This window comes from Hymenobacter endophyticus (assembly GCF_032464715.1).
Classification (GTDB): Bacteria; Bacteroidota; Bacteroidia; order Cytophagales; family Hymenobacteraceae; genus Hymenobacter; species Hymenobacter endophyticus.
This window is the reverse complement of record NZ_JAWDJT010000015.1, coordinates 102,721-115,604: the sequence shown is the minus strand read 5'-3', so window position 1 is coordinate 115,604 and position 12,884 is coordinate 102,721. Positions and strand designations below refer to the sequence as shown.

Annotated in this window: 11 protein-coding genes; 3 read left to right on the top strand and 8 right to left on the bottom strand. The window is 61.2% G+C overall.

What is annotated here, in order from left to right; genetic code table 11:
• Positions 1-21 precede the first annotated feature (21 nt).
• The 8 genes from ROI90_RS18775 to ROI90_RS18740 form a co-directional block, all read right to left on the bottom strand.
• Entirely contained in the window at positions 22-744 is a 723-nt protein-coding gene (locus tag ROI90_RS18775; protein WP_315999820.1) for a DUF1266 domain-containing protein, read from the bottom strand.
• 172 nt (positions 745-916) lie between these two features.
• Positions 917-1,294, bottom strand: coding sequence for a DUF6370 family protein (locus ROI90_RS18770; protein ID WP_315999819.1), 378 nt, complete (start codon positions 1,292-1,294; stop codon positions 917-919).
• A gap of 143 nt (positions 1,295-1,437) precedes the next feature.
• The gene (locus tag ROI90_RS18765) at positions 1,438-2,235 is read right to left on the bottom strand and encodes an alpha/beta fold hydrolase (RefSeq protein WP_315999818.1); all 798 of its coding nucleotides are present in this window, start codon (positions 2,233-2,235) and stop codon (positions 1,438-1,440) included.
• A 301-nt stretch (positions 2,236-2,536) separates the two neighbouring features.
• A complete protein-coding gene (gene menB / locus ROI90_RS18760; RefSeq protein ID WP_315999817.1) occupies positions 2,537-3,361 on the bottom strand; it encodes a 1,4-dihydroxy-2-naphthoyl-CoA synthase in 825 nt (274 codons plus the stop codon).
• Between the two features lie 11 nt (positions 3,362-3,372).
• Positions 3,373-5,304, bottom strand: a complete 1,932-nt coding sequence (gene menD, locus ROI90_RS18755) for a 2-succinyl-5-enolpyruvyl-6-hydroxy-3-cyclohexene-1-carboxylic-acid synthase (protein ID WP_315999816.1) — start codon at positions 5,302-5,304, stop codon at positions 3,373-3,375.
• A gap of 41 nt (positions 5,305-5,345) precedes the next feature.
• A complete protein-coding gene (locus tag ROI90_RS18750; RefSeq protein ID WP_315999815.1) occupies positions 5,346-5,672 on the bottom strand; it encodes a hypothetical protein in 327 nt (108 codons plus the stop codon).
• Between the two features lie 33 nt (positions 5,673-5,705).
• A complete protein-coding gene (locus ROI90_RS18745; RefSeq protein ID WP_315999814.1) occupies positions 5,706-6,947 on the bottom strand; it encodes a chorismate-binding protein in 1,242 nt (413 codons plus the stop codon).
• Positions 6,944-7,375, bottom strand: a complete 432-nt coding sequence (locus tag ROI90_RS18740) for a hotdog fold thioesterase (RefSeq protein WP_315999813.1) — start codon at positions 7,373-7,375, stop codon at positions 6,944-6,946. The genes ROI90_RS18745 and ROI90_RS18740 overlap by 4 nt, the downstream gene beginning before the upstream one ends.
• Before the next feature lie 206 nt (positions 7,376-7,581).
• Here ROI90_RS18740 and ROI90_RS18735 point away from each other — a divergent pair, with 206 nt between their 5' ends.
• The 3 genes from ROI90_RS18735 (at position 7,582) to ROI90_RS18725 (ending at position 12,837) form a co-directional block, all read left to right on the top strand.
• A complete protein-coding gene (locus tag ROI90_RS18735; RefSeq protein WP_315999812.1) occupies positions 7,582-8,205 on the top strand; it encodes a histidine phosphatase family protein in 624 nt (207 codons plus the stop codon).
• 107 nt (positions 8,206-8,312) lie between these two features.
• Positions 8,313-10,082: a pyruvate dehydrogenase complex dihydrolipoamide acetyltransferase gene (locus tag ROI90_RS18730; RefSeq protein ID WP_315999811.1), complete on the top strand. Its 1,770-nt coding sequence runs from the start codon at positions 8,313-8,315 to the stop codon at positions 10,080-10,082.
• A gap of 202 nt (positions 10,083-10,284) precedes the next feature.
• Positions 10,285-12,837: a TonB-dependent receptor gene (locus ROI90_RS18725; protein ID WP_315999810.1), complete on the top strand. Its 2,553-nt coding sequence runs from the start codon at positions 10,285-10,287 to the stop codon at positions 12,835-12,837.
• Positions 12,838-12,884 lie beyond the last annotated feature (47 nt).

Sequence of the window (12,884 nt, the reverse complement as noted above, 5' to 3'; positions counted from 1 at the left end):
TCCCTATCGGCAACGGCTGGCTTACGGAGTGGCCGGGGCCGGATAATCGTGCCAGGCCACGTACTGCCACGGGCTGTCCGGCGACTTCACCAGGTACGCCACTATTTCGGCCAGCTCCGCGTGCGAGTCGCTTTCGGGTGACCACATAAGACGGCCCGCCAGAAAGCTTGCGGCAAAGCTTTCCCAGGAGGTAAAGTCGCGCAGGGCCCGGCGGGTGGCCACGTCAATGAAGGGCCACACTTGCTCCCACGAGAGGTACCCGTAATCGTGGCACCAGCGGGCCACGCATGCGGAGCGCACGTAATCCCAAGCAGCAATATTTTCAACACTCCGGACTGCCGGCAGCGGGTGCGCCGCAAACTGCCGGCGCCAGTGCAAGGACTGGTGTTTGAGCTGGGCTTTGAATTTCTGGCGGTGGCCTTCCCGTTGCAGCCAGTTCAGAATATCCAGTGCCTGCTCCGCGTTGGCAATACCCCACCATTCCTCCATCGACTCTTTGCGCTCCGCAAGCTCACCGGGCTTGAGCTGGGCCAGCAGGGCAATGGGCACATCGGACCAGTAAAACAGCGGCAGCCCCCCGGCCATTCCTCTGATTTGCACCGCGCTCAGGACCTTGGTAGGCTTGGTGAGGTCATAGAAATCCAGGCTGCGGGCCCCATATATCCGCAAGTTTGCTTTTTCGAGGGCTGCTGCCTGGCGCCGGGCTGGGGTCAGGTCCAGGAGAAACCCGATAACGCGCTTCATACGAGGGATTGGCTAGAGGATAAGGAAAGGAAATACGAATGCCCGGCCAGGATGCTGCCACCAGGTCAGGCCGATAGGTAGGCGTTGATTCTACGCTAAAAAGTAAAAAGAGTAGCCCAGGGAGGCCACTCTTTCTGCGGCAGAACTGTCTGCCAGAAGAACAACAAGGCCGCTACTTAGCCGGATCCGGCTTGGGTAGCACCCGGAAATAGGTGGCTACAAAACGGTTATTCACCACTTCGCCCTGCACCTCCGCCTGGCGAATGGCCTGGCAGAAGCCGTCCTTGGCATGGGCGTCGCCGTGGGAGTCGATGTTGGTGCCATCCACGAAGTAGGCTTGGCCATTGATGCGTACGGCTAGGTCGCAGCTTTTGCCGGGCAGGCCCAGGCGGCACTGCCCACAGGAAGCCTCAACTACCTGAACCGACTGCCCAGGGTTAGGAGTAGAGGGGCTGCCCGTTTGTTTAGCAGCGGCGGCAGGCGTAGTCTGGGCGTGAGCAGCAGCTCCCAAGAGCAGAGTTAGTAGCAGGGGCACGTAAGTAAGCTTCATCGGAGGCAATGGTGCAGGCATGGTTGGTAGCGGTAGGTGCAAGGTACATTACCAGAACATGCACGGCAACTGCGCCGAGTGCAGCAAGTGAGGCAAAAGCCTTCAATGGCCGGCCACCGGGAGCTCAACTGCTGGCCCTTCTCTCAAGCCGTACGCAAATAATGGTCTAGAGCGGCAATGGTTGCTACGGGAGCATTCAGGTGCGGGTAATGGCCCTCGGTATTCAGAATTTTCAGCGTGCTGCCGGCTAGGTTGGAATGCAGGTATTCTCCCACCACCGCCGGGGCCACGGTATCCTGGGCGCACTGCACAATGAGGGTGGGTACCTGCATAGAAGGCAGGGCCGAGCGGTAATCGGAGAGAAAGGTGGCGTAGGCAAACTGCCGGGCAATGGCGGGGTCAACCTGCATAAAGCTGGTGAGCAGCTCATCCAGCAACTCCGGCCGCATGTCCCCGCCAATCAGGGAGGGCACAATGGCCCGCGTCCAGGCGCGGTAGTCCCGGTCCAGAAAGCCCAGCAGCTCCTCTAAATCACTTGGGTCAAACCCACCGGCATACTCTCCATCATTTATGTAGCAGGGCGAGGCGGCCAGCAGCACCAGGCGCTCAAACAGCTCCGGCTCCCGAATAGCGGCCAGAATACCAATCATGCCGCTCACGGAGTGACCCACATACACCACCTTAGGTAGGTTCAGAGCCCGCAACAAGGCTATCAAATCAGTTACGTGGCCATCCAGTGTGCCATAGCGGGCAAAATCGTAGGCCGAGGAATCGGAGTTGCCGGCCCCCATCAGGTCGAAAAGCACTATCTGGTATTTCGAGGCGAAGGCCGGGGCCACGTAATTCCAGCTGTGTTGATCAGTGCCGAATCCGTGCGCGAATACCAGCGGCTGCGTTCCATGCCCGTACGTGGAAACGCAATGGCGTTGTAGGATATCCATAGTAAAAAACAGCAAATCAAAGGTACTGAACCCCGTAAAGGCCTGCTAAGCGAGAAGCCCCAGCACATCCATACGCCATAACCTCTGAAAATTGCCGCGTTCAGGCAAGCGTTTCCCGATATAGTTCTTTTTTTCAATGTGGGAAATGGTTTCATGGATAAGTCAAGGCATTTATAATACTGTTAGCCAACGTGATAGTACAATACATGGGCTGATCTATACACAGTGTATTCCCAGAATAGAATCAACGCAAAAAGGCCCGTGCAGGTAGCACGGGCCTTTTTTGCGGCTATTGGGGTGGTTACGGGAACTTGGGGTACTTCGAGAAATCGGGCTTGCGCTTCTCAATGAAGGCGTTTTTACCTTCTTTGGCTTCCTCGGAGAGGTAGTAGAGCAGGGTAGCGTTGCCGGCCAGCTCCTGAATACCGGCCTGGCCGTCCAGCTCGGCGTTGAAGCTGGATTTGAGCATGCGCAGAGCCAGGGGGCTTTTCTCCAGGATTTTGTGGCACCAGGCCACCGTGGTTTCCTCCAGCTTATCCAAGGGAGCTACCTTGTTTACCAGGCCCATGTCGAGGGCCTCCTGGGCGTCGTACTGGTCGCAGAGGAACCAGATTTCGCGGGCCTTCTTCTGGCCTACCACGCGGGCCAGGTAAGAAGCGCCAAACCCACCATCAAACGAGCCCACGTTGGGCCCGGTCTGCCCGAAGCGGGCGTTATCGGCGGCAATGCTCAGGTCGCAGACTACGTGCAGCACGTGGCCGCCCCCAATGGCCCAGCCGGCCACCATGGCTACCACGGGCTTGGGAATGGAGCGGATCATCTTTTGCAGGTCCAGCACGTTCAGGCGAGGCACGGTGTCTTCGCCCACGTAGCCGCCGTGGCCCCGCACGCTCTGGTCGCCGCCCGAGCAGAAGGCTTTGCCACCCTCGCCGGTGAGGATGATAACGCCGATATCGGTGCGGTTGCGGCAGATATCCATGGCCTCAATCATCTCCTGCACCGTGAGGGGCGTGAAGGCGTTGTGCACTTGCGGGCGGTTGATGCTGATTTTGGCGATACCGCCAGCCTGCGTGAAAAGAATTTCGCGGAACTCCTTGATGGGAGTCCAGGTAAGTTGTTCGGCCATGAGAGGGGCAGTTACCTTGGTGAATTAGAAAATGATGAACGTACCGCCGCGCGGTAGTGCTCAAAGAACTCGGCGTTGGTGGGGCTGTCGGTGGTTATTTCGAGCAGGGCCGCGCCGGATTCCGCTGCAAAGAAAACCGGTAGCGCCGACTCTAGTTCAGCAAATGTGGAAACGGGCAGGTAGCGCAGCTTAAAATCCCGGGCGGTATTCTCGGCCGTGAGGGGCTGGCGGGTTTCAAAAAACTCCTCCAGCTCCGGCTGCTGCCGGGGCCCGTCAATAAGCCGGAAAATGCCGCCCGCGTGATTATTCAGCAGAAGTACCTTCAGATTAGGCGTGGGGTAATTATGCCAGAACGCGTTTCGGTCGTAAAAAAACGCCACATCACCAGTGAGCAGCACTACGGGCCTATTAGGCTGGGCCAGAGCCGCGCCCACCGCTGTGCTGGTGCAACCATCAATACCACTGGTGCCCCGGTTGGCAAATACCTCTACCGAGCGGCCCGCAGGTAGGCCCAAGATATTGGCATAGCGCACGGCCATGCTATTGGCCAAGTGCAGGGCCGCCCCGTCGGGAAGCTGTTGCAGGGCCCGGTAAATGGCCGTAAACTCGTTGAATAACTGATTCGGCTGCTGCATAAAATTCCGCAGAAAACCAGTGGCCCAGTTCTCGGCCGCCTGCCAGGGCCGGAGGTAGGCGGCTTTGGTGGTAGCCTCCGCATCGGTAGCCGCCCACGTCAGACGCACCGGCTCCCCAATCGGCTGGGGGCGGGATGCTACGCGGGTGGCGTCCTGCGCTATGGCGTGGCCCCGATTGGGTTCGAATCCCTGCGGCTCCACAGAATCTGTGGGACCAGCTGGAACCGAACCAACAACTTGTTGTGGAGCAGACATAAGCTGGCCAGCGTTTAGCTCCGCAAAGAAGTCAGCCGGCTCCATCCGCACAATTTTGGTGAGCGACTGGAAGGTGTCGGCTACGGCTCCGGCGGGCTGGATGTGCCAGTGCTGAGCGGGTTTGGCGTTGCGCAGGTACAGCTTGAGGGCCTTGGAAATCAACGACTGACCGAAGGTGATGAGCAGCTCTGGTTTCAGGGCCTCTTTCAGACCTGCCTCCGGTACAGCCATAAACACGTCCTGCCGGCCCAGGGGGGCGTTGCGCTGGTCGTAACTAGCCGCAGCGGGCAGGTGCAAATTAGCAATCAAATCACCCACCACCGGCACCTGGTGAGCAGCCGCAAACTGCCGCACGGCCTGCAGCAAATCGGCGTCGTAGCGGTGCTGGCCGGCTACCACCAGCACGCGGCGGGAGTTTCGAATAGTCTCCCGCAGCTCCTGCAATTGGGCAGCCGGAAGTACCGGCCGACCGGGCAGCTCCCGGGTTATGCGCACCGGCCCAAACTGCAGCTCCTCGCCCTGCTTAGGGTAAAATGGCTCCCGCAATGGCACGTTTACCTGCACCGGGCCAGCCGGAAACTGTTCGGCCAGGCCAATGGCTTCCGACACTATGCGGGTGGCGTGCCAGAGGGCATCGGGGTGGGTAGTATCGGTGGGAAAAGTGAGGCAGCCCTTGGCGTGGGCCCCGTACAAATCAGCTTGGCGAATGGTCTGGCCGTCGAGTTGGTCAATCCATTCCGGCGGGCGGTCAGCGGTAAACACTATCAGTGGAATCTGCTGGAAATAAGCTTCTGCCACGGCCGGAGCGTAGTTCAGCCCCGCCGTGCCGGAGGTGCACACCAAGGCCACGGCCCGCCGCTGCGCCTGGGCCAGCCCCAGCCCAATGAAAGCAGCAGCCCGCTCATCGGGCACCGTGCGCACCTTGATATCCGGGTGGCGGGCAAAGGCAATAGTCAGGGGCGCGCACCGGCTGCCCGGCGACAACACCACATCGGTAACACCCAGCCGGGCGCAGATTTCGGGGATGTTATGAACGGCTTGCAGAGGAGACATAGAGCAAAAAGTAGCGGAACGCGGAAGCCACAACAGAGAGGTTAGAGTTGAATATGCTCAGGATTTATTCTCGCTTCGCGCATGATGTCGCAGGCCACATCATACAAGAATTCACGTTCCTCAGTATCAAACTCAACTATATCCCACTCGTCTAGAAATGACTGCACGGAGACTGTCAATTCCGGGCTGCCTGGCTCGGCCGTGGATATAGCCGCCTGCAGATGCCGCACAAAACCGGTAATAGCGCCCTGCATACCCTGTTGCACCTTATCAGGTGACGGATACAGGCCCCGCGCATCCCAGCGCTCCTCCGGGAAGTTGTTGTGGGTGACGTACATTTCGAGCTTCTGGTGAAGGGTAGTATCCATACGGGAAAGGCAGTAGGTTGATAGCACGTAATATCAAGCGGAAGCCGGGGCAGGTGTTGCCAAAATAGCCCCAATGGTGCGCAGCTTCAGCTCCGTTTCCTGCCACTCCCGGGCTGGCTCGGAGTCAATGGTCAGGCCGGTGCCCGCGTACAGAATGGCTTCCTGGGGCCGCAACTGCAGGCAGCGGAGGTTTACGTAGAGGCGGGCTACTCCGGCATCGGGCAGGTTCACGGGGCCGAGAAAACCGGCGTAGTAGGCCCGGTCATAGCCCTCGTGCTGGCGCAGGAAATCAAGGGCGGGCTGCTTGGGCACCCCGGCTACGGCCGGGGTGGGGTGCAGTAGCCGAAGCATATCGGTGCCGAGGGTGGGGAACGGAACCTCATTGAGCTGCACGGCAAAATCGGTGCGCAGGTGCAGGAGCTGGCCGGCCGTTACGGTGCGGGGGCCTTGTTCATCATACTCGCGCAGGCGCAGCTGCTTGAAGCAGTTCACGATGTAGCGGGCCACCATAGCGTGTTCCTCCAGGTCTTTGCCGGCCCAGCGGGCCGTGGCGGGCTTCATGCCTGGCAATAGGGGCTGGGTGCCAGCCAGTGCCATCGTCCGGAATACGTGGGTTTCATCTACCTCCGCCAGCACTTCGGGCGTAGCTCCCAGCCAAGTGCCCACGCCCGGCGCACTCACCAGCGAGATAAACGCATTGGGGTAGCGCGTCTGCAGGTCTTCAAACGCGGCCAGAGCATCAAACCCAGCTGGTAATGGCTGCCGCACGGCCCGGCTGGATACCACCTTGCGCACCGTGCCGGCCTCAATGGCGGTCACACCGGCGGCCACCAGCGCCTCATACTCCGGGCGCGAGGCGGTGGCGGGCACCGGCTGCCGGCTCACGTGCCAGGGCAGCTCGGCCGTATCGGAAAGGGCAGCAAACCGCTGGCGCAGCTCCGGTAACCGGGATGCGGCAGCGGGGCTTACCTGAATTTCCTCGGGCTTGGCTAGGTCAAAAAACAGGTCGGCGGGCAGAAACAGCGGCGGGTTATGGTCGGAGTCCCGGAAAGGAAAAAAAGCAAAACCGGCCGGGGCAGTGGGCTCCAGGGCCGGCGGCAAACCCGCGTAGGCCGAATCAACCTTCAGACACAGGCACAACCGGGCGTGCTGGGTGTTGGGCAGCCGCCACAGCGCCACCGGCCGGCCGCTGGTGAGGGCCAGGGCCACCAGCCGCCGCAGCCGGTCGGCTACGGGTAGCTCCGGCTGCCAGGAAATCCGCTGCAAAGAACTCATGCCTGGGGCTTGGCTTGCGGCAGGTCAATAACGGCCATGGTAATGCGGCTGATGCATACCAGCGCCCCGGTTTCCTCGTGCGTAATCCGGATTTCCCACACCTGCGTGCTGCGGCCTACGTGCAAAGCCGTGGCCCGGCCAATCACGTGGCCGTCGCGCACTCCTTTCAGGTGATTGGCGTTAATTTCCAGGCCCACGCAGGCTTGCTTGGTGGGGTCTATTTTGGTGGCGGCGCCCACGCTGCCCAGCGTTTCGGCCAGGGCCACTGAGGCTCCGCCATGCAGCAGGCCCATGGGCTGGTGGGTGCGCCCATCCACGGGCATGCGGCCCTCCAGGTACTCGTCGGTGAGGGCGGTGAGTTCAATGCCGAGGGCGTCGGCCAGGGTAGGGCGCTTACTTACCCAATTGTTAAGTTGCTCCAGCGTCATAGCGGGCGAAGAGTACGGGGGCACCGGCCGGTTGAGAGAAGTCGGTGACCTGATAAAAGGTCAGAAATGCAACAGGTATACAACCAAATCGAGGCGAAAAGGTACGGTGCCGGCCGCAGGTTGTTGGTGGCAGGAGGCATAACCGGAGCATCCGGATAGGAGAAAAGGCCGTACTTTAACCAACACAACAGCAAAAGCAGCGGGAAATGAGCGTCAAAAAAATCTACCTCATTCGCCACGGACAGACGGATTTCAACGTGCGCGGCATTGTGCAGGGCAGCGGCGTCGATTCTTCGCTGAACGAGGCCGGCCACCGGCAGGCGGCCCGCTTTTTTGCGGCCTACCGCCACGTGCCCTTCGATAAGGTGTACACCTCCACGCTGCAGCGTACCCACCAGTCGGTGCGGGGCTTCCTGGAGCTGGGCCTGCCGCATGAGCAGCACGCCGGCCTCAACGAGATTAGCTGGGGCACCCGGGAAGGCACCCGCATTACGCCCGAAGAAGACGAGGAATACCATACCGTGCTGCAGGATTGGCGCGCCGGCCGCACCACTTCCCGCCTGCAGGGTGGGGAAAGCCCCGAGGAAGTGGCCGCCCGCCAGCGCCCGGTAGTTGATCTGATTACCAGCCGGCCCCACGAAGAAACCGTGCTGGTGTGCATGCACGGCCGGGCCATGCGGGTGTTGCTCTGTCAGCTGCTGGGCTATCCGCTCAGCCAGATGGACAGCTTCGAGCACCACAACCTTTGCCTTTACCAACTCGACTACACCGGCTCCCTGTTCACAGTGCGCAGCTTCCTGGATGTGCGGCACTTGCAGGAAGTGGTATAAATAGGCGAAAATTCGCTGCGGGCGGCTGATTTTACCAACTACAGGTTTCGTTTGCAGCCCCGATTTTTCGGGCTAATTTTGACCCACTCAACCCAACGACGATACCGATGGCCGAACTCATAAAAATGCCCAAGATGAGCGACACAATGACCGAAGGGGTCATTGCTGCGTGGCTCAAAAAAGTAGGCGACAAAGTAAAATCCGGGGACATTCTGGCGGAGGTGGAAACCGACAAAGCCACGATGGAGCTCGAAAACTACGAGGACGGCACGCTTCTTCATATCGGCCCGAAAGAGGGCGACGCAGTACCCGTTGATGGCCTGCTGGCCATTGTGGGCAAGGAAGGCGAGGATATTTCGGCTCTGCTCAGCGGTGGCGCAGCCCCCGCGGCAGCTCCGGCTGAGGCTCCGGCTGAGGCGCCCAAAGCCGAAGCGGCAGCCGCCCCGGCTCCGGCTGCCCCAGCGCCCGCGCCGGCCGCTGCTCCAGCGCCGGCCCCGGCAGCACCTGCGGCTGCGGCACCTGCCGCCCCGGCTGGCAATGGCAAGAAAGCCACCATCATCCGGATGCCGAAAATGAGCGACACGATGACGGAAGGCACTATTGCTGCCTGGCTCAAGAAAGTCGGCGACAAAGTGAAATCCGGCGACATCCTGGCGGAAGTGGAAACCGATAAAGCCACCATGGAGCTGGATAACTACGAGGATGGCACCCTGCTCTACGTAGGCCCGAAAGAAGGCGAAGCTATTCCCGTGGATGGCATTCTGGCCATCATTGGGGAAGAAGGCGCCGACGTACAGGCCCTGCTCGGCGGTCAATCGGGCGGTAGCGCAGCCCCGGCCCCGGCCGCCGCTGAAGCTGCTCCGGCCGCTGCTACTACCTCGGCCCCCGCACCTGCCGAAGCTACCCCCGAGGCTGCTCCCGCCCAAAACGGCGGCCGCATCTTCGCCTCGCCGCTGGCCAAAAACATTGCCAAAGACAAGGGCATCGACCTGAGCACCATTAAAGGCTCCGGCGAAAACGGCCGCATCGTGTCCCGCGACCTGGAAGCCGCTCCGGCCGCCGCGGCACCAGCCCCAGCGGCCCCGGCTTCGCAGCCGACTCAACCGGCCAATGTGCAGTCGGAGTATATTCAGGCAGCCCTGCCGGAACAGCCGAAAGCCGCTCCTGCCGCCGCTCCCGCGGCTCAGCCCGCCGAGGGCACGTACACCGATACGCCGGTGTCGCAGATGCGCAAGGTTATTGCCCGCCGCCTCTCCGAAAGCCTGTTCACGGCCCCGCACTTCTACCTGACCATGGAAATCCTGATGGACCGGGCCATGGAAGTGCGCACCCAGCTCAACACCCTGTCGCCGGTGAAGCTCAGCTTCAACGATATGGTTATCAAAGCTGCCGCCGTTGCCCTGAAGCAGCACCCCGCCGTCAACTCCTCCTGGCTCGGTGACAAAATTCGTCAGAACAAGGTGGTGAATATAGGGGTAGCCGTAGCCGTGGACGAAGGCCTGCTAGTACCGGTGGTGCGCAATGCCGACGGCAAAGGCCTCAGCAGTATTGCTACCGAGGTGAAAGAGCTAGCTGGTAAAGCCAAGAGCAAGAAGCTGCAGCCCGCCGAGTGGGAGGGCAGCACCTTCACCATCTCGAACCTGGGCATGTTCGGCATTGAGGAATTCACGGCCATCATCAACCCCCCGGATGCCTGCATCCTGGCCGTGGGCGGTATCAAGCAAACGGCCGTGGTGAAGGACGGGCAGCTGGCCATCGGCAACGTGATGAAGGTAACCCTGAGCTGTGACCACCGCGTGGTGGACGGTGCCACCGGTGCCGCCTTCCTCCAGACGCTGAAAGCCCTGCTGGAAGACCCCATGCGCATGCTCATCTGAGCTGTGTAACACGGTAAATAGAGAAGCCAGCCCTTTGCCGGGGCTGGCTTTTTTATTGGGACGGCTCCAAAGTAAAGGATAACAGTAAGCGCTTCAGGCCCGGCAGATGCTGAAGTGTATCGTAAATGATCTATACTTACCGGCAGCGGAGCTTGCGCCGGCGACTCTGCGGTTTGTGTACGTTCACCAATCAGCAGATACTATGAAGCAGCCTCTATTGGCTCTGACGCTCGGCGTCGCAAGTGTAACCACCGCCTTTGGGCAGGGCCAGACTTTGACCGGGCAGGTGCTGGACAGCGCCGGTAAACCCGTTATCGGGGCCACAGTGGTGGAAAAAGGCACCAACAACGGTACCGCCACCGATAACGCGGGCCGCTTCACCCTGAAAACCCGCACGGCCAGCCCCCGCCTGCAGATCAGCTCCATTGGCTACGGCTCCCAGGAAGTGGCCGCTACCGGCGGGGAGGTGAGCGTGCGCCTCGCAGATTCCTCCACCAGCCTCGGCGACGTGCAGGTGGTGGGCTCGCGCAGCCAGAACCGCTCCGTCACCGATTCGCCTTCCCCGGTGGATATCATTGACCTGCGGGAGGTGACTACCAAAACCGGCCAGCTCGACGTGAACCAGTTGCTGCAGTTTGTGGCGCCCTCGTTCAACTCCAACCGCCAGACCGGCTCCGACGGTGCCGACCACGTAGACCCGGCCTCGTTGCGCGGCCTCGGCCCCGACCAGACCCTGGTGCTGGTGAACGGCAAGCGCCAGCATCAGTCGGCCCTGGTGAACCTGTTTGGCTCCCGGGGGCGCGGTAACACCGGCACCGACCTGAACGTGATACCCGCCGCCAGCATCGAGCGAATTGAGATTCTGCGCGACGGCGCGGCGGCCCAGTACGGCTCCGACGCCATTGCCGGCGTGATTAACATTGTGCTGAAAAGCTCCGTGAACGAGCTGACCGCCAGCGCCAATTACGGAGCCTACGAGGCCAAGTACCGCTTCGATGACCAGCTGTTCGACGGTGGCAACCTCAACGCCAACGTGAACTACGGCCTGGGGCTGGGCGAGCGGGGCAGCTTCGTGAATGCCACCCTCGACTTCAACCAGCGCCAGCATACCCAGCGGGCCAACGTGCCCAACCCCGACGGCTTGGCCCGCCGCGAGTACGGCGACCCGAAGGTGCAGAACCTCTCGGCCTACCTCAACTCCAAATTCGCTCTTTCGGAGCGCAGCCACATCTACGTGTTTGGCGGGGCCAACAAGCGCACCGGCGACGCCTACGCCTGGACGCGCTTCGCCGACGACGACCGGAACGTGCCCACCATCTACCCCAACGGCTTCGACCCCATCATCAGCAGCGACATTTGGGATGCCTCAGCAGTAGTGGGCCTGCGCACCAAGCTGGGCGAGTGGGACCTGGACCTGAGCAACAACTTTGGCTCCAACCGCTTCGAGTATGGGGTGAAGAACTCCCTGAACGCCTCGCTGGGCGCAGCTTCGCCCACGTCATTTAACGCCGGGGGATTCCAGCTGCAGCAGGATGTGGTGAGCCTGGGCCTCACGCGCAACTATACAACTGTGCTCAACGGCCTGAACCTGGCTGCCGGGGCCGAGTTCCGGCGGGAGTGGTACTCACTGTTTGCCGGCGAGGAAGCCTCCTACCGCAACTACGACCCCAGCAAGTCGGGGGGCTCGCAGGGCTTCCCGGGCTACCAGCCCAGCGACGCTATCAAGGCCGACCGGGACAACGTGGGGGCCTACGTAGATGCTGAACTGAGCGTGACGCCGCAGTGGTTGCTGGCCGCCGCTTTGCGCTACGAGCACTACACCGACTTCGGCAGCACGCTCAACTACAAGGCCTCCACGCGCTACAACCTCACGGAGTTTCTGACGCTGCGCGGTACCTACAGCACCGGGTTTCGGGCGCCCTCGCTGGCCCAGATCAACTTCAACTCCACCTTCACCAACTTCATCGGCGGCGACCCGGTGGAAGTACTGCTGGCCCGCAATAACAGCGCCGTTACCCAGAAGCTGGGTGTGCCCGCTCTCAAGCAGGAAACCTCCAACAGCGCCAACCTGGGCCTCACCAGCCGCATCGGCTCCTCGCTGAGTTTGACAGTGGACGGCTACTACATTAAGGTGAAGGACCGGGTGGTGCTCACCAGCCAGTTCTCGGCCGATGACCCGGTGATTGGCCCCGACCTGACGGCGCTGAATGTGGACCAGGCCCAGTTCTTTGCCAATGCCGTGGATACCCGCTCGCTGGGTCTGGATGTGGTGCTGAACCACACAGCTACGCTGGGGGAGGGGCGGCTGAACTCGTCGGTGGCGGCCAACATCAACCAGCTCAAAATCGACCGGGTGCAGACGTCCGGGCGGCTGGCGGGCCGGGAGGATGACTTCTTCGGGCCCCGGGAGCAGGCCTTCGTAAAAGCTTCAGCCCCGCCCTCCAAAATCAACCTGACTTTCGATTACGAGCTGGGCCGCTTCAGCACGCTGCTGCGGTTCGTGCGCTTCGATAAGGTGCGGCTGGTGGACTTCGACGGCAACGACATGAACTACGCGGCCCGCGTGACCACCGACCTCACCCTGAGCTACGCCCTGACGGACCACCTGCAGTTCTCGGTGGGCAGCACCAACCTGTTCAACCGCTACCCCACGTTCTTCAATCCCAACAACACCGAAACCGGCGGGGCCTGGGACCCCGTGCAGATGGGCTCGAACGGCCGTTTCTACTTCGCCAAGCTCCAGGCCCGGTTCTGATAGGTCGCAGAATGCTTTTCTAAATTGAGTTGGGTCTGAAAAGTTGT